This window comes from Pseudomonas protegens, assembly GCF_003363755.1.
Classification (GTDB): domain Bacteria; phylum Pseudomonadota; class Gammaproteobacteria; order Pseudomonadales; family Pseudomonadaceae; genus Aquipseudomonas; species Aquipseudomonas danubii.
In genome coordinates, this window is the sequence record NZ_CP031396.1 from 6,256,455 (window position 1) to 6,272,955 (window position 16,501).

Sequence of the window (16,501 nt, forward strand, 5' to 3'; positions counted from 1 at the left end):
TTGACGTCTGTGTCAGGTTTCCTGGGCCTCAATGGGCGAGTGATAGGACGATCTCGCAGGCGGGGTCGTGGCTGTTCTATCGGAAATTTTTTGTCTGGAACAAGGACGTAACAATGTCAAACGCACTATCCAAAGCACTTCCTGAAACCATCGGTTACGGGATCGACCCGCTCGCAGCGGGCAGTAATGCCTACCAGCAGGTCCACGCCTTCAGCCATCTGTATGACCGGGGCGGCAGCGAACTGGTGAACGGCAAGCCATCGTTCACCGCCGACCAGGCCGCCGACTCGATCCTGCGCAAGGGCCTGTCCTGGCACGACCAGAATGGCGACGGCAAGATCGACCTGAGCTACAGCTTCCTCACGGAAAAACCAGCCAACTACAACCCGGCCCTGGGCAGTTTCAGCGAGTTCAGCGCGCTGCAGAAGGCTCAGGCCTTCCTGGCCCTGCAGTCCTGGTCGGACGTGGCCAACGTCACCTTCAGCGAGTCCGCCAAGGGCGGTGACGGCCACCTGAGCTTCGGCAACTACAACGTCAGCACCGGCGGCGCGGCCTTCGCCTACCTGCCGTCCGGCAGCAGCTATGACGGCCAGTCCTGGTACCTGATCAACGACCAGTACCGGGTCAACGAAACTCCGGGCAATGGCAACTATGGTCGCCAGACCCTGACCCACGAGATCGGCCACAGCCTCGGCCTGTCCCATCCGGGTGTGTACAACGCCGGCAGCGGTAGCCCCACCTACAACGATGTCACCTACGCCCAGGACACCCGCGGCTACAGCCTGATGAGCTACTGGAGCGAGAGCCACACCGGGCAGAACTTCAGCAAGGACGGCGGCGGTGCCTACGCCTCGGCGCCGTTGCTGGACGATATCGTCGCGGTGCAGAAGCTCTATGGCGCCAACCACGAGACCCGTGCCGACAACACGGTCTATGGCTTCAACTCCAACACCGAGCGTGATTTCTACAGCGCCCATAGCGCCTCCGACAAACTGGTGTTCGCGGTCTGGGACGGTGGCGGCAACGATACCCTGGACTTCTCCGGCTTCACCCAGAACCAGAAAATCAACCTCAACGAGGGTGGTTTCTCCGATGTCGGCGGCCTGGTGGGCAACGTCTCCATCGCCCATGGCGTGACCGTGGAAAACGCCATCGGCGGTTCCGGTAATGACCTGCTGATCGGCAACGCTGCGGCAAACATCCTCGAAGGCGGTGCCGGCAACGACATCCTCTACGGCGGTGGCGGCGGCGATAGCCTGTGGGGTGGGGCGGGGGCCGACACTTTTGTCTACGGCGCGGCTGCGGATTCGACCTTCGACGCCCCGGACTGGATCATGGATTTCGCCAGTGGCGAGGACAAGATCGACCTCAGCGGCCTGTTTGCCTCCACCGGCGCCACCCTGAACTTCGTCAGCGGCTTCACTGGCCACGCCGGCGACGCGATCCTCACCTACTTCGCCGAGACCAACCAGACCAGCCTGATGATCGACCTGACCGGTCATGGCGCGGTGGACTTTGCCGTGGGCACCGTGGGCCAGGCGGCCGTCACCGACATCATCGCCTGATCAACGCTGTGTGACGGGAGCGGCGCCAAGGCGCCGCTCTTCACTGAATGTCAGTCACCCCCGCCGCCGCCACAACCGCCACCCCCGCAACCGCCGCTGTCACCGCCGCCATCGCTGCCACTGTCTGCGTCGCCGCCCAAACGCGAGTTGTCGCTGTCAGAGCTGCTATTGGAGGAATCGCTGTCGAAGGAACTGCTGTGCAGGTCGCTGCCGCAGTGGATCACTGTGGTCGTGCTGCCGTTATCCGTCAGACGCCGCAGGGCTTGGCAGTCAGCGACGTAGTGAAAGCCCCGGGCGATCTTCAGCTTGGCATCCAGGGCGAACAGCAGCGGCAGGCGGCTGGGTTTGGCCGGATTGATGTTTTCTTCCAGGCAGGCCTGGCGCCAGACCTGACGCAGGCCGTTGTCACTTTTTCGCGCAGCGTTCTTGCCGAGCACCGCAGCGGGGGTGTGATGGAGGAACTGGCCGAAGGCCTTGTTGCAGAAGGCCTGGTAGTCCCGGGTATGCAAGATGAATTCATGCCACAGGTCGTCCACCACCTGGGACGGCATCGACACGTAGTGCTGGCCGCCCTTGAGGTAGGCGAGGAAGAACTGGCGCAGGCCCTGGGCCACCAGTTGGCAGTCCTTGAGGCTCAGGTGCGGATGCTGGGTGCGCAGGGGCTCGAACAGCCGTGGTGGCAAGGTGAAGTTGCGGATATGAGCTTCCCGACGCAACGCGGTGAGGGTGTTCTGACGGCGCCAGAACACCAGGATCAAGGCCAGGACCACCACTGCAGGAAGGATCAACAGCATGCTCGGTCTCCGCCGGAAAAAGTGCCGAGACAGTGGCGCAAAGCAGCGCGATATTCAAGCCGTCCCATCGATGCCGCCCTTGACGATCACCGGCAACCCGCCCGAGTGGAACCTGGAACTGTCGCAGTCCAGCACCTCTAACCAAGACACCATCGCCAGCGGCTGCAACAACACCTGACAGCCGCCGGCTCCTACGCAATCCTGCTCGCCCGTGAAAGGCCCCGTCAGACGTGGTCGATATCGATATCCCGGGTCTCACGCAAACACAGCAAGCCCACCACCAGGCTGACCCCGGTAATCAGCACCGGGTACCACAGGCCGTAGAAGATATCGCCGGTGTACACCACCAGGGCAAAGGACACGGTGGGCAGGAAGCCGCCAAACCAGCCGTTGCCAATGTGGTAGGGCAGGGACATCGAGGTGTAGCGGATACGGGTCGGGAACAGCTCCACCATCAGCGCTGCCAGCGGGCCGTAGCACATGGCGGCAATCAGGATCAGCGCCACGATCAACAGCACCACCATGGGCTTGTTGACGTTCTGTGTGTCCGCCTGCTGCGGATAGCCGGCCAGGGTCACCGCGCCACGCAGCGCCGCTTCGTCGAAGCCGTTGATCTTCACGTCACCGACGCTGACCTGCACCGGGCTGCCGGCCGGGGCGGCGATGCTGCTGTAGGGCAGGCCCTGTTTCACCAGGAAGGTCTTGACCTTGTCGCAGGGGCTGTCGAAGCGCGCCTTGCCCACCGGGTCGAACTGGAAGGTGCAGGTGGCCGGGTCGGCGCTGACGCTGATGGGCGCCTGGCGGCTGGCCTGGTCGATGGCCGGGTTGGCGTAATGGGCCAGGGCCTTGAAGATCGGGAAATACAGCACGGTGGCCAGCAACAGGCCGAGCATCAGCACCGGCTTGCGGCCGACCTTGTCCGAGAGCCAGCCAAAGAAGATGAACATCGGCGCGCCGATCACCACGCTGATGATCAGCAGGCTGTTGGCCAGGGCCGGGTCCATCTTGAGGAACTGGGTGAGGAAGAACAACACGTAGAACTGCGCGGCATAGAAGGTCACCGCCTGCCCGGCGTTGATGCTGAACAGGGCGATCAGCACCACCTTGAGGTTTTCCCATTTGCCGAAGGACTCGCGGATCGGCGCCTTGCTGGCACGGCCTTCTTCCTTCATTTTCAGGAACGCCGGCGACTCGTGCAGGCTCATGCGGATCCAGGTGGAGATGCCCAGCAGGACGATGGACAGCAGGAACGGCAGGCGCCAGCCCCAGACCTCGAATTGATCGCCGGTGAAGTAGCGACAAGCCAGTACCACCAGCAGCGACAGCAGCAGGCCGAGGGTCGCGGTGGACTGGATCCAACTGGTGTGCAGACCGCGCTTGCCCTGGGGCGCGTGCTCGGCCACATAGGTGGCGGCACCGCCGTACTCCCCGCCCAGGGCCAGGCCCTGGAGCATGCGCAGGGCCACCAGGATGATCGGTGCGGCGATGCCGATGCTGGCGTAGTTGGGCAGCAGGCCCACGGCGAAAGTCGCCACTCCCATGAGGACGATGGTGGCGAGGAAGGTGTACTTGCGGCCGATCATGTCCCCCAGGCGACCGAACACCAGGGCGCCGAAGGGGCGCACCACGAAGCCGGCGGCGAAGGCCATGAGGGCGAAGATGAACGCCGTGGTGTCGTTGACCCCGGCGAAGAACTGCTTGCTGATCACCGCCGCCAGGGCGCCATAGAGAAAGAAGTCATACCACTCGAACACCGTGCCGAGTGACGAGGCGAAGATCACCTTCTGACTGCCCTTGGCGGCGCAGTCGTCCAGGGACGCATTGAGAGGCTGAGCGTGTTCTGACATAGGGGGCTTCCTTACAGTGATTATTGTTGTTGTTCCACTGCCGGCGCCGTGACCGGCGCCGTTGTTGCGATTCACCGCGACCGTGCGATGAACCCTCGTTTACCTCCCGAGCGCAGGAGCTGGCTTGCCAGCGAAGAGGCCCTTGAGCCGGGGTCCGGCCTTGTGGACGCCTTCGCCGGCAGGCCGGCTCCTACATCAGGTGCATCTGTTCCTACGGTCATGCCGGGGTGGCGGGTTGCTTGTGCTGGACGGTACTCCTGGGGGCGGTGGCGAGAATCAGTTCGGCGGCTTTCTCGGCGATCATCAGGGTCGGCGAGCAGGTGTTGCCGGAGGTGATGCGCGGCATGATCGAGGCATCGGCAATCCGCAGTCCGGGAATGCCATGCACCCGCAGTTGCGAGTCGACGACGGCGTGGGCGTCGCTGCCCATGCGACAGGTGCCCACCGGATGAAAGATGGTGGTGCCGATGCGCGCCGCCGCTTCATGCAGTTGTTCCTCACTCTGCAGTTGCGGCCCGGGCAGGTATTCGCTGGGTTTGAACGGCTGCAGGGCCGGGGCGCCGACGATGCGCCGGGTCAGGCGGATGGCATCGGCGGCGACGCGCAGATCCTCCGGATGGCTCAGGTAATTGGGCTGGATCAGCGGTGCATCCCCGGGTTCCACGGAGCGTATCTCTACCCGGCCGCGGCTTTGCGGACGCAGGTCGCAGACCGAGGCGGTGAAGGCCGGGAAGCTGTGCAGGGGCTCACCGAAGCGCTCCAGGGATAGCGGCTGCACGTGGTATTCGAGGTTGGCGCTGGTCTGCTCCGGTCCCGAGCGGGCAAAGGCGCCCAATTGGCTCGGGGCCATGGACAGCGGGCCGCTGCGGTCATACAGGTAGCGCAAGCCCATGCCCATCTTGCCCCACAGGCTGCCGGCGATCTGGTTCAGGGTGCGAGCGTTTTCCAGCTTGTAGATCAGGCGCAACTGCAGGTGATCCTGGAGGTTGCCGCCGACCCCTGGCAGGGCATGGCTGACCCCGATCCCCAGCCGCTGCAGCAGCGCGCTCGGACCAATCCCGGAGCGCTGCAGAATACTTGGCGAGCCGACGGAACCGGCGCACAGAATGATCTCCCGGCGGGCCTTGAACGTCTGCTGGCGGCCCTGGCTGATGGCCCGTACTGCGGTGGCGCGGCCGTCCTCGAGTATCAGCCGCTGCACCTCGACATCGGTCAGCACCACCAGGTTGGGGCGGTTGGCGATGGGCTTGAGAAAAGCCTTGGCGGCGTTCCAGCGCACCCCGGCCTTCTGGTTGACCTGGAAGTAGCCGCAGCCTTCGTTGTCGCCGCCATTGAAGTCGTCGATGTTGCGGATGCCGCTCTGCTGCGCAGCCGTGCGGAAGGCATCGAGGATCGGCCATGACAGGCGCTGGCGCTCGACCCGCCATTCACCGGCGGCGCCGTGCAACTCGCTGCCCCCGGCAAAGTGGTTTTCGCTTTTCTTGAACAGCGGCAGGACCTCGTTCCAGCTCCAGCCCGGATTGCCTTCAGCGGCCCAGCCGTCGTAGTCGGCGGCCTGGCCGCGCATGTAGATCATGCCGTTGATCGAGGAGCAGCCGCCCAGCACCTTGCCCCGCGGGTAGCTCAGGCTGCGACCTTGCAGGCCCGGTTCGGCTTCGGTCTTGAAGCACCAGTCAGTGCGCGGGTTGCCGATGCAGAACAGGTAGCCCACGGGAATGTGAATCCAGGGGTAGTTGTCGCGGCCGCCGGCTTCCAGCAGCAGCACCCGGTGCTGGGGATTGGCCGACAAGCGATTGGCCAGCAGACAGCCGGCGGGACCGGCGCCGACCACGATGTAGTCGTAGGCGTCAAAGGCAGGGAGCATCCGTGACCTCTTTTCTTCGTTCTTGTTTTGCCCTCATCCTAGTTGTTAGCTTTCGTTAAAAGAATGTTAGTTTTTACCCACCTGCTGTGCGTTTTCTAACAGCGTCCCTCTTCGACATCGACCAGGATTTTCCATGTTCGACTGGAACGATCTGCGCTACTTCCTCGAGCTGCAACGCAGCGGGCGCCTGCTCACCGCGGCCCGGCGGCTGAACACCACCCACGCCACGGTGGCCCGGCATATCGAGGCGGTGGAGAAGGCCCTGGGCACCGCGCTGTTCGTCCAGCATGCCCAGGGCTACGAGCTGACCCCGGCCGGCGAGGCGCTGCTCAAGCACGCCGAGGCCATGGAAAACGTCGCGCTGCTGGTGCAGGAGGAAATCACCCAGTCCAGTGCGCCCCTGGGCAAGATCCGCGTCGGCGTCACCGAAGGCCTGGGGGTGAAGTTCCTGGCCAGCCGCATGTTTGGCCTGTTCGAACGTTATCCGGGGTTGGAAGTGGAACTGGTGGCGGTGCCGCGCTTTGTCAGCATTCTCAATCGCGAGGCGGAGATCAGCATTCACCTGGAACGCCCCAATGCCGACATGCTGGTGACCCGCAAACTCACCGACTACCGCCTGGCCCTGTACGCCAGCCAGGCCTACCTGGACCGCGCGCCGCCCCTGCGCAGCCGCGAGGACCTGGGGCGCCACGCCTGGATCGGTTATGTCGACGACCTCTTGTTCAGCCAGGAACTGATGTTCCTCAACAGCTTCTGCCGCAACCCCCAGGTGGTGTTCCACAGCACCAGCGTCATCGCCCAGCAGGAAGCGGCCCGCTCCGGTCTGGGGATCGCCGTGCTGCCGTGCTACATGGCTGCCGCCGACCCGCAACTGGTGCCGCTGTTACCGGCCGAGAGCATCCAGCGCGCCTACTGGATCAGCACCCGCCGCGAGCTGCACAAATCGGTGCGGTTGCGGGTGGTCTGGGACTATCTGGTGCAGCTGTGTGCGGCGCAGCAGCAGGTGTTGCTGGGGCCCGAGATCTAGCCTGGTTCAGAGGATCGGCCCGCAATGGGCCGAACTGCGGATCGGTGCACCGGGCTTGATGTCGACGAAGCGCGAACCGTAGGACACCGGGTTCAGCGGGCCGCCGTCCAGGCCCATGCCCAGGCCACCGGCGCTGCGGGTTTCACCTTCCTGCATCAGTGGGTCAAGGCATGCCCGCCAGTCCAGCAAGCGCAGGGTCACGGCCTGGCGCCGTTCCAGGTCGCCGGCCAGCAAGGGGCTGGAGCGGTGCCACAGGTATTTGCTGAACAGCAGGGCGTCGCCGGGATCGAAGGCCTCTTCGATGCGTTGTTCCTCGAAGGCGTCGGTAAGCACCCCGGGCGTGCAGTAGGTCTGGCGCAGGTGCGCGGAAAATTCGGCCACCGACTCGCCCCGTGCCAGCTTGCCTGCCAGCAGGCGCGAGAACTGGAAGTTCTCCTGGGCCGAGAACAGCGACAGGGGCACCCAGGCCATGCCGCCACTTTGCAGTTGGGGGCGGATCGGCTGCAACGGCATCCACAGACTGAAGGCCGGGTCCTGGGGGCGGATGTAGCGAAAGTTCAGCGAATCGTAGTGCCAGGCAAAGCCCGAGCGTCCCACCCCCAGCTCGAAGCTCTGGGCCTCGCTCATGATCAAGCGGCAGCCGGTGAGGCAGGTCAGCACCTGGGCGAAGGCCGGTTGCCAGTAGAGGCGTTCGAGGATGCCCACCTGGGTCACTCGGTGGGTCAGGCGGCTGAAACCGTCGCCATGGGCCGAGGTGCCCGAGGGGGCAGGGCGCAGTTGGCTGTTGGCCAGCTCGCGCAGTTGCAGGATGGCCGCGGGCGTCAACAGACTGCGCAGTTTGATGAAGCCACGCTCTTTGAAGTGCCGCAGATCGTCCTGATCCAGGCGCAGCGGGTTAACCAGGGCAGGGGCGGTGTCAGGCAGGACCGGTGGCAGGTTCACAGGGGTATTCCATTACCAGGGGACAAGGCCCTTGAGTATGGACAGCACGCGTTGGGTCGGCAGGCTGGATTCGACCTCGAACAGCGCCTTTGCGACATCGGGCAGAGAAGGCGGCGCCTTAGCCGCCAGGCCGGACGTAGCGGTCCTGGGTCTGGATGAACTCATCGAAGGCCCGGGAGTTGTAGACCTCAAGGCAAGCATGCAGCACCACCTTGTCGCGGCTGTATTTGCTGCTCCCCGAGGCCTGCTCATAGGCTTGTGCCACGTAGTTGGTGGTGGCGGTGTAGGGGTTGTGCAGGGTTTCCAGGGTGTCTTCGTTCTGCAGCACGTTGTACAGGCCTATCCCCAGCACGCCGTACATGCCGACGGCGTGGCCGACGTCCTGACGCATGGCCGAGGGTTCCTCGAAGCGCGCGGCCAGGCAGTTGGCCAGGCCGTAGTTCTTCAGGGATTGGCGGGCAGCGTCGACTTCACTGGTGGCCTGGGCCGCGCTGCAGGCAGCGGCCAGTGATAACAGCAATACGCTCATCCTTTTCACCCTTGCCACTCCTCGATCCAGGCATCCGCCAGTGCTGACGGCGGCAGATGGTCGGCGTTGCCACGGCGCTTGTCAACGAGCCGGCCTGCCGTCGATCCCATGCGCCAGGCAGCCCTTGCAGCGCAGGAATCCCAGCTCTCTTTTGCGCCGCTATTGCTCTAGAATGCCGGCGCTTTGAGCGCCGCCGTCGAGGACCATGCCCGACCCTGCTCAAGGCGATTGTCCAGGCCTGCCTGCGCCTGCTGGACCGGCCCCCTCTTGAAGACCCCACGGGTAAAAGGAACGACCCTCCCGATGCAAAAAATCAAACTCATTCTGGGCTCCGCACTGGCGGTGTTCCTGGCGTACCAGGCCTACGGTTCGTTCTACTACGGCACGCCGTATCAGGGCCGCGACTACAGTCCCGACCAGGCCTTCTACTACCAGAAATACCGCTTGTTCAGCTGGCGCACCTGGATTCCCACCATGACCATGCCCGGTGATGGCGACAGCTCGCGGTACAGCGTTGGCGGCTACCTGCGAGTGTTCAAGGCCGACGGCACGCTGGTGGGGCAGTCCTATGACGGCTGCATTGCGGTGGTGGAAGTGTCCTGGTACGACGATGCGGTGGGCGGCTTCGGCTGCAGCGAGCACTTGATCGCGCTGTCCGCGAAGGCCACGTCGGACTGAGCGTTCAGTCCCGGCGCCCGCCCATGGGCTATGGCTCGCGGCGCGCCGTCCAGGCGCTGCCCAGCCGCAGCGGTTGATGGCAGGGAATCGACAAGGTCGCGCGCAGGCCGCCCAGGGGCAGGTTGTCGAGGCTGATCCGGCCACCCAGGTGGCGGGCGATGACGCTGACGATGGTCAGCCCAAGGCCGGCGCCGTGGGCGTTGCCGCGACTGTAGAAGCGCTCGAACAGCCGCTCGCGTTCCCCTTCATCGATGCCCGGGCCCTGGTCTTCCACGCTCAGTTCGAAGTGTTCGTCGACCTGGGTCAGGCGCACGCTGATCACGCCATTGGCCGGTGAAAAGTTCACCGCGTTGCTGATCAGGTTATTCAGGGCAATGTCGATGGAGGCCGCTTCAGCGCGAACCGGATAGGGACGCTCGTCCACCTCGAAGGACAGTTCCAGGCCCTTGTTCAGCAGCCACGGGGTCAGTTGCACCAGGCTGTCGCGCACGGTATGGGCCAGGTCCACGGTCTGCTCGCTGGGCATCTGCGCCTTGGGTTCCAGGCGGGCCATGGTCAGCAACTGGTTGACCAGGCGCCCGGCGCGGTCGACGCCCAGGATCAGCGATTCCAGGGAGGCCCGGCGTTCCTGTTCGGTGCCGGCTTGCAACAGGTTCTGCGCGTGCACGCGCAACACCGCCAGGGGCGTGCGCAGCTCATGGGCGGCGTCGGCAATGAAGCGCCGCTCGCGGCCCAGCAGTTCCTGAATCTGCGTCAGCATGCGGTTGAGGGCAGCCTGCATGGGTTCCAGTTCCCTGGGCAGCGGTTCCAGGTGCAGGGGTTCCAGGGAACCGCTGGGCCGGGCCCGGAGCAGGGCGGCCATATTGGCCAGGGGGCGCAGGCCCCAGCCGATGGCCAGCCAGATCATCAGCACCAGCAGCAGGCTGCCGACCACATTGGGCCACAGGGTGTGGCGCATGATGCGGTTGACCAGGTCACTGCGCACATCGACTCGCTCGCCGACCCAGACCCGCAGCCCGGAATCCTGATCATCCAGGATAAAGGTGCGCCACTGATGGTCGTTGCCGTCCTGTTCATTGCCGAACCCTGGCGTCAGCGGCTGCACCGCCAGGGCAGGGGCGCTGGTGGTGCGCACCAGCAGGCTGCCTTTGCGGTCCCACACCTGGAAGGCGATCTTGCTTTCGTAGGGGTGACCGTCGACCTGGGGCATGGCCTGGCTCAGTGCCAGGTTGAAGGCGTGATACAGCTGGGCCTGCTCGGCGCTGCTGTTGGGCATGCGCATGATGCCCAGCAGCAGCCTTGCATGTTGCGCCAGTTGGGCGTCGTAGACCTCGTCGATCTCGTGGTTGCTGTCGTGCAGGTTGAAGGTCGTCAGAATCAGCAGGCCGGCGAACAGCAGACCGATGATCAGGGTCAGGGTGCGTCGGCGGATCGAATTCATCGACGCTCCTCCACCAGATAACCGACCCCGCGAATGGTGCGGATCAGGTCGGCGGAAAACTTCTTGCGCAGATGATGGATGTGCACTTCCAGGGTGTTGCTCTCGGCCTCTTCATTCCAGCCGTAGAGCAACTGCACCAGGCGGTCGCGGGTCATCACCCGGCCCGGCGGCGAGAGCAGTTCGTAGAGCAGCTGGTACTCCTTGGGTGTCAGGGCCACCGGCTCGCCGTGGTAGTGCACCTGTTGGGTGCCAGGGTCGAGGCTGATGCCGGCGTGCTCGATCAGCACCCGGGCGCGCCCGGCACTGCGCCGCAGCAGGGCCCGCAGCCGGGCCTTGAGTTCGTCCAGGTCGAAGGGCTTGATCAGGTAGTCATCGGCGCCGGCGTCCAGGCCGGCGATACGGTCCTCGGTGGCGTCCCGGGCGGTGAGAATCAGCACCGGCAGGGTCGAGCCGCTGTCACGCAGGCGCTTGAGCACTTGCAGTCCATCCAGGCGCGGCAGGCCGAGGTCGAGCAGGGCCAGGTCGAAGGTTTCGCTGAGCAGCGCATGCAACGCGCTGCTGCCGTCCTTGAGCCAGTCCACGGTGTAGCCTTCGCGAGTCAAGGCTTGGTGGATACCTTCGCCCAGGGGCTGGTCGTCCTCGATCAGTAGTAAGCGCACAACGACTCCTGTCCTGTCCGGATCATTTGATTTTCTTGCCCACCTCGGCCAGCAGCGCCTGGATCTCCTCGCGCCGGCCCTTGTCGGCCACTTCCCGCCCGGGGCGCGGAGCAGCTTGCAATGCCTTGAGCAAAGCGACCCGGGCCTCGCCGTAGCGGCCCTGGCGATACAGGTGGTCACCCCAGAAGTACAGACTATCCAGGCCGTCTGGGTTTTGCTGCAAGGCTTGCTTGAGCAGTTCCTCGGCCTTGTCGGCGTCGCCGAACCCGATGGGCCAGCCAGGAACGCGATCATACAGTGCACCCAGGCTGGTGTAGGCAGAACCCTGCAGGGCCTTGGGGTCCAGGTTCAGCGCCCGTTCCAGGTCGGCCTTGGCCGCCTTGACCTTGCTCAAGGCCCCCAGCCCGCCCTGGGCTCCGGCCCAACTGCTGGTGACGATGCCCGACCAGATCCAGGCTTCGGCGACCGCCGGGCGCTCCTGGGTAAAGGCCCGGGTTTGCGTGGCCAGCTGTTCAAAGGCGGCGGCCCGTTGCTCGGCCGGCACCTGGTACTGAATGTGCGCCCAGCCTTGCTGGATGACGCCGAGACGTTGCTGGTCCGCCGTATCCAGGGCCCAGGCGGGCAGGCTCAAACAGCCCAGCAACAGTGCGCTGATCAGGTTCTTCATGGTTTTTCGTGCTCCCGTTCGGATCGGATACTCAGCCGCCGGATCAGCGGCAGGTGTTTACGCAGGCCGCGGTCCACCAGGTTGGGCAGCAGACTGTTGAGGCGGACAAAAAAACGTTCCGGCCAGCCCAGGTACAACTCGCGGTGGTCGCCGGCGATGGCGTGGACCACCGCGCTGGCCACGGTCTGCGGATCGTCGACGTTGCTTTTCAAGGCATCGTTCAAGGCCTGGGCGGCGGGGCTGTTCATGCTGGTGCGGGTGGCTCGCGGCGCCACATAGAGCACGTTGACCCGGGTGTCCGCCAGTTCCCGGCGCAGGGCCTCGGAGAAGCCGCGCAAGGCGAACTTGCTGGCGCAGTAGGCGGCATAACCGGGGTAGCCGATGGAGCCATAGGTGGAGCCGACGTTCACCACCATGGCGCTGGGAGCCTGTTGCAACAGCGGTAGCAGCAGGCGAGTCAGGCACATCGGTGCGCCGATGTTGACCGCCAGCATGGCGTTGATCTCGGCGTCTTCGAGCTGTTCGAGCATGGCGAAGTGATTGATTCCGGCGGCGTTGATCAGCAGGTTGACGCTACCGATGGCCTCGGCGGCCAGCAGCACCTTGCGCCGGTCGCTGAGGAAGGTCAGGTCTGCCGAGACCCAGCACAGTTGATTCGGGTAACGCGCCAGCAGCGGCTCCAGGGGTTCCTTGTGCCGGGCCACGGCCAGCACCTGGGCGCCACTGGCGCACAAGGCCTCGGCGATGGCCAGGCCGATGCCGCCACTGGCCCCGGTGAGCACGGCGCGGGTTTCAGGCAGGCGCATGGGCGCGCTCCCCGACACGTGGCAGACCGCGGAACATCTCGCTGTACAGGTGGTAGACCACCTTCGAGGCATGGATCACTGCGGCCTGGTCGGCAGGGTCGTCGAGACGGTCCATCAGGCGCTTGTAAGTCTGCATATGCTCGATGTCCAGGGAGCCGTGGGAGGCCAGGTAACTGAAGGCGCTCGGGGGCAGTTGCAGACTGTCCTGGATGCTGCCGGCGGCCAGGGTGGCCAGGGCGATGCTGGTGCCTTCGAGCACGTTGACCATGCCGAACAGTCCCACCGGATTGTCCCGGGCGATCAGGTCATAGAGAAAGCTCACCATCAACTCGATGGCCAGGGACGGGCGGCCATCGCGAACCGCCAGACGGTCGCCGCCGCAGGCGACGATGTCGTTGAGCACCCACTGTTCATGGCCGTACTCCTCCTCGATGTACTCGCACACCGCGCCGCGCAGCCATTCCAGACGTTCCGGCAGGCGTGCGCCGCACGCCATCATCAGCGGCACGGTGTGGCGCACGTGGTAGTAGGCCTGGGTCAGGAATGCCCGGTAGCCCTCAAGGCTGACCTGGCCGGCCAGGGCTTCACGAATGATCGGCAGGCTGAACAGCTGTTCCCGTTCCCGGGAGGTGGCGGCTTGCAGTTGGTCGAAAAAACTCATGACGATGATTCCTCGGAATGAACAGTAGGGCAGAGCAGGTCGCGGTAGCGTTCAACGATGGCCTCGCGGCGAGGCCGGCCGTTGGCGGTGAGCAGGCCGTTGGCTGGGGTGAAGGGTTGCTGCAGGCGGGTCCAGTGGTGGACCTGGGCGTAGTCCGGCAAGGCCTCGTTGGCCTGGGCCACGGCAGCGGCCAGTTGGCTGTCGCTGCAGTCCGGCCGATGGGGCCAGAGCAGGGCGTGGTTGCGGGGCAGGGCCTCGCCGTAGACGAAGGCCTGGGCAATATGGCTGCGCTGGGTCAGTTCGGCTTCGACCCATTCAGGGTTGACGTTGCGCCCGTAGCTGGTGACGAACTGATGCTTCTTGCGGCCCTTGAGATAGAGGTAGCCATCGCTGTCGAACTCACCGATATCGCCGCTGTGCCACCAGCGCTCGACCCGCTCGGGTTCACCCAGGTAGCCCAGTAGCAGCGAGCCCTCGATCAGCACCTCGCCGTCGGCTGACAGGTGCACTCGGACATGGGGCAAGGGCTGGCCGACGCTGCCCGGGCGGTGTGCGCCAGGACGGTTGAGGCACACCACCGAGGCGCATTCCGACAGCCCATAGCCCTCGTACACCGGCAGGCCCAGGCGCTGGGCGCGTTGCAGCAGCTCCAGCGAGACCTTGGCCCCGCCCACGGCGGCAAAGCGCAGGCTGGCGGGATTGAACAGGCGCTGTTCGGCGGCCCCCACCAACAACAGCAACAACTGCGGCACCAGGATCAGGCTTTCGGGCTGGCGCTGGGCCAGGCAGCCGAGCAAGGTGGGCGCGTCGACCCCGCTGGCGCCCTGGATGCCCAGGGTTTTCTGGCTTGGCAGGCTGAGGGTGGCACCGGCATAGAGCGCGGCGTAGCAGCCCAGGTTTTCCAGGAGAATCCCCAGGGGCAGCAGCGCCAGGTGATGGCGCGGGTTGCTGGAGTGACTGGCCTGTTCCAGTTCCCGGGCCACCTGCAGCAGGCTGTCGGCGCCCAGGCACACGCCTTTGGGGGTGCCGGTGGTGCCGGAGGTGAAGGTCAGTTTCGCGGTGCCTGGCGGCAGGATCGAGGGCCCATCGAAGCGTCGGCGCCAGAATTCGCCCTGGCGCTCATAGCCGGCGGCTTGCAGTGGCGCCTCCTGGCCGTCTTCGGCCAGCAGCAGCTCGGCGCGGCTCTGTTCCAGGCAGTGCTGGCGCTGGGCAGCGCTGAAGAAGGGCGGCAGGGTCAGGCAGGTCAGGCCCTCGAACAGGGCCGCCAGGTCCCAGAGCAGCAGTTCCGGGCCGTTGTCCAGGGCCAGGGCCAGCACGTTGACCTGTGCCTCACGCAGCCGTTGCTGGCGGTCGATCACCTCGGCATACAGGGTGGCGTAGTCCAGGCGCAGACGATCGCCCCAGAGTGCAATGTGGGTGGTCTTTTCTTCGGCGTGCTTGCGTAGTGCTTCCTTGAAGCGCTGCACTTCAGGCGACATGGGTGCTCTCCTCGAATGACTCCGGCAAGCCCAGGCGGTTGAACATCCCCATGTTGCGCAAATGGATGAAGCCTGCGCGGATGCTGCCCACGTGTACCGATGGCTGGCTTTGGTAGTAACTGCCCCAGTGATGCCGTTCTTCACCCAGGCGCTCGGGGTCGGCCGCGCACAGGGTCAAGGGGCGCAGGCCCAGGCGATGAAAGCTGTTGACCAGGCCGATGTTGCCGGTGAACGCCACCCACTCCAGGCCACCCATGGCCAGCAGCCAGGTGATGGCGATGATGGACAGGCGTGCGCTGCCGGTGTCGCTGGCCGCCAGGTTGCCCACTTCCACCACGCCCTGACGCGCTGTCGGGCGCTGGGCGGCGAAGTCGATCAACTCCTCGATCGGTGCATCCAGATAACGTTCCAGAAACAGCGGGCCGCTGCTGGCCAGGCGCGCCCCGGCGACGGCGCACAGCGCGCCCTGGGGATCACTCAAACCGAACAGCTCGGGCATGAACTGACGGATGGTGGCGCCGTGGACCTGCTGGAATCGCTGGCTGACGTAGGTTTCGAAGACGGGGCGCTGAACCTCCCCCGGCAGGCTGCGGGCCAGGGTCAGGGCCGTGGCGCAGTCCCGGCCGAAGTTGAGGGGCAGATGGATGTTCCAGTCAAAACCAGGCATGGATGCAGAGCCTCCCGAGGCATGTTGGGGAGGAGTATCGGCAGGCTTTCTTAACGAAGTCTGAAGATGGCCAAAAGACATTTTTTGCGCTCTTCAGGTTGCCTTAAGGCTGGCAACACAAGGTGGCGCACCCGAGCGACCGAAGAAGGCGTTGCGCGGGTCCTGCGACGACCTGAATGACTCGGGCGTCCCGAACCACCGTGAGGACTGTGTATGACTGCTCAATCCGTACCATCGCGTTACGCGCGACTGTCGATCCTGATGCACTGGCTGATGCTGGCGCTGTTCGTCGGCGTCTACGCCTGCATTGAACTCAAGGGCCTGATGCCACGGGGCAGTGCGGCCCGGGGGCTGTTTCTCGGGCTGCACAGCCTGTTCGGGATCAGCATCTTCGCCCTGGTGTGGATTCGCCTGGTGGCCCGCCTGCAACCGCGACCGCCGATCTTGCCGGCGCCCTCAGCCTGGCAGACCGGGCTGTCGCACCTGATGCACCTGGTCCTTTATGCGCTGATGATTGCCACGCCGCTGCTGGCCTGGCTGATGCTCTCGGCGGCGGGCAAGCCCGTGCCTTACTTCGAGTTCTTCCTGCCGGCCGCGCCAGTGACGGTGGACCCTGATCAGGCGCGATTCTTCAAGCACTGGCACGAGCAACTGGGTAGCGCCGGCTACTGGCTGATCGGCCTGCATGCCGTGGCTGGGCTGTTCCACCACTACTGGGTCGGCGACAACACCCTCAAGCGCATGCTGCCGGGTGCCCGACGCTGACATACGGCGTGGCCGGCAGACGCCGGCTGGCCAGCGAACCGCCGCGCCGCGGTCTGCCGATTCTCCACGGCGTCCTCAGGATCGCTTTCGCCGGCAAGCCGGCTCCTACGG

General features: G+C 65.1%; 17 protein-coding genes. 5 read left to right on the plus strand and 12 right to left on the minus strand.

The genetic code is table 11. The annotated features are described in order from the left end of the window. The first annotated feature begins 113 nt into the window (after window positions 1–113). Window positions 114–1,565 (plus strand): serralysin family metalloprotease, encoded by a 1,452-nt coding sequence (locus tag DWF74_RS28470; protein WP_240321978.1) that lies wholly within the window; start codon window positions 114–116, stop codon window positions 1,563–1,565. A 50-nt stretch (window positions 1,566–1,615) separates the two neighbouring features. Here the strand turns inward: DWF74_RS28470 and DWF74_RS28475 are convergent, their stop codons facing one another. After that, window positions 1,616–2,359, minus strand: coding sequence for a glycine-rich domain-containing protein (locus DWF74_RS28475; protein ID WP_115582216.1), 744 nt, complete (start codon window positions 2,357–2,359; stop codon window positions 1,616–1,618). Here DWF74_RS28475 and DWF74_RS28480 point away from each other — a divergent pair. After that, entirely contained in the window at window positions 2,358–2,537 is a 180-nt protein-coding gene (locus DWF74_RS28480; RefSeq protein WP_115582217.1) for a hypothetical protein, read from the plus strand. The two genes, DWF74_RS28475 and DWF74_RS28480, sit on opposite strands and share 2 nt — an antisense overlap. A 46-nt stretch (window positions 2,538–2,583) precedes the next feature. On the opposite strand, the gene DWF74_RS28485 is transcribed toward DWF74_RS28480, so the two are convergent. Both DWF74_RS28485 and DWF74_RS28490 read right to left on the minus strand, forming a co-directional pair. After that, window positions 2,584–4,206 carry an MFS transporter gene (locus tag DWF74_RS28485; protein ID WP_102864361.1) on the minus strand — a complete coding sequence of 541 codons (1,623 nt, stop codon included), beginning with the start codon at window positions 4,204–4,206 and terminating at the stop codon, window positions 2,584–2,586. A gap of 217 nt (window positions 4,207–4,423) precedes the next feature. Next, complete coding sequence (locus DWF74_RS28490) at window positions 4,424–6,070, minus strand: GMC family oxidoreductase (protein ID WP_115582218.1); 1,647 nt, start codon at window positions 6,068–6,070, stop codon at window positions 4,424–4,426. A 133-nt stretch (window positions 6,071–6,203) separates the two neighbouring features. Here DWF74_RS28490 and DWF74_RS28495 point away from each other — a divergent pair, with 133 nt between their 5' ends. After that, on the plus strand, window positions 6,204–7,097 hold the full coding sequence (locus DWF74_RS28495) for a LysR family transcriptional regulator (protein WP_115582219.1): 894 nt from the start codon (window positions 6,204–6,206) through the stop codon (window positions 7,095–7,097). A 6-nt stretch (window positions 7,098–7,103) separates the two neighbouring features. On the opposite strand, the gene DWF74_RS28500 is transcribed toward DWF74_RS28495, so the two are convergent. Together DWF74_RS28500 and DWF74_RS28505 are read right to left on the minus strand one after the other, a co-directional pair. Beyond that, window positions 7,104–8,039 (minus strand): phytanoyl-CoA dioxygenase family protein, encoded by a 936-nt coding sequence (locus DWF74_RS28500; RefSeq protein WP_115582220.1) that lies wholly within the window; start codon window positions 8,037–8,039, stop codon window positions 7,104–7,106. A 118-nt stretch (window positions 8,040–8,157) separates the two neighbouring features. Further along, a complete protein-coding gene (locus DWF74_RS28505) occupies window positions 8,158–8,568 on the minus strand; it encodes a hypothetical protein (RefSeq protein ID WP_240321979.1) in 411 nt (136 codons plus the stop codon). 303 nt (window positions 8,569–8,871) lie between these two features. Between DWF74_RS28505 and DWF74_RS28510 the strand changes: the two genes are divergently transcribed. Beyond that, window positions 8,872–9,246: a hypothetical protein gene (locus DWF74_RS28510; protein ID WP_115582222.1), complete on the plus strand. Its 375-nt coding sequence runs from the start codon at window positions 8,872–8,874 to the stop codon at window positions 9,244–9,246. A 28-nt stretch (window positions 9,247–9,274) separates the two neighbouring features. Here the strand turns inward: DWF74_RS28510 and DWF74_RS28515 are convergent, their stop codons facing one another. Genes DWF74_RS28515 through DWF74_RS28545 form a run of 7 tightly spaced genes read right to left on the minus strand, consistent with a single transcriptional unit; the run spans window position 9,275 to window position 15,625 of the window. After that, window positions 9,275–10,687 carry an ATP-binding protein gene (locus tag DWF74_RS28515; RefSeq protein ID WP_115582223.1) on the minus strand — a complete coding sequence of 471 codons (1,413 nt, stop codon included), beginning with the start codon at window positions 10,685–10,687 and terminating at the stop codon, window positions 9,275–9,277. Beyond that, a complete protein-coding gene (locus DWF74_RS28520) occupies window positions 10,684–11,346 on the minus strand; it encodes a response regulator (protein ID WP_102864368.1) in 663 nt (220 codons plus the stop codon). Before DWF74_RS28520 ends, DWF74_RS28515 begins: the two co-directional genes overlap by 4 nt. A gap of 22 nt (window positions 11,347–11,368) precedes the next feature. After that, window positions 11,369–12,013, minus strand: a complete 645-nt coding sequence (locus DWF74_RS28525) for a tetratricopeptide repeat protein (RefSeq protein ID WP_115582224.1) — start codon at window positions 12,011–12,013, stop codon at window positions 11,369–11,371. Further along, window positions 12,010–12,819, minus strand: coding sequence for an SDR family oxidoreductase (locus tag DWF74_RS28530; protein ID WP_102864370.1), 810 nt, complete (start codon window positions 12,817–12,819; stop codon window positions 12,010–12,012). Before DWF74_RS28530 ends, DWF74_RS28525 begins: the two co-directional genes overlap by 4 nt. After that, window positions 12,806–13,480: a TenA family transcriptional regulator gene (locus tag DWF74_RS28535; protein ID WP_102864371.1), complete on the minus strand. Its 675-nt coding sequence runs from the start codon at window positions 13,478–13,480 to the stop codon at window positions 12,806–12,808. The genes DWF74_RS28530 and DWF74_RS28535 overlap by 14 nt, the downstream gene beginning before the upstream one ends. After that, on the minus strand, window positions 13,477–14,958 hold the full coding sequence (locus tag DWF74_RS28540; RefSeq protein WP_115582225.1) for an AMP-binding protein: 1,482 nt from the start codon (window positions 14,956–14,958) through the stop codon (window positions 13,477–13,479). The genes DWF74_RS28535 and DWF74_RS28540 overlap by 4 nt, the downstream gene beginning before the upstream one ends. Then, window positions 14,948–15,625 (minus strand): thermostable hemolysin, encoded by a 678-nt coding sequence (locus DWF74_RS28545; RefSeq protein ID WP_115582226.1) that lies wholly within the window; start codon window positions 15,623–15,625, stop codon window positions 14,948–14,950. The genes DWF74_RS28540 and DWF74_RS28545 overlap by 11 nt, the downstream gene beginning before the upstream one ends. Window positions 15,626–15,838: 213 nt before the next feature. Here DWF74_RS28545 and DWF74_RS28550 point away from each other — a divergent pair, with 213 nt between their 5' ends. Continuing rightward, the gene (locus tag DWF74_RS28550; protein ID WP_102864374.1) at window positions 15,839–16,390 is read left to right on the plus strand and encodes a cytochrome b; all 552 of its coding nucleotides are present in this window, start codon (window positions 15,839–15,841) and stop codon (window positions 16,388–16,390) included. Window positions 16,391–16,501 lie beyond the last annotated feature (111 nt).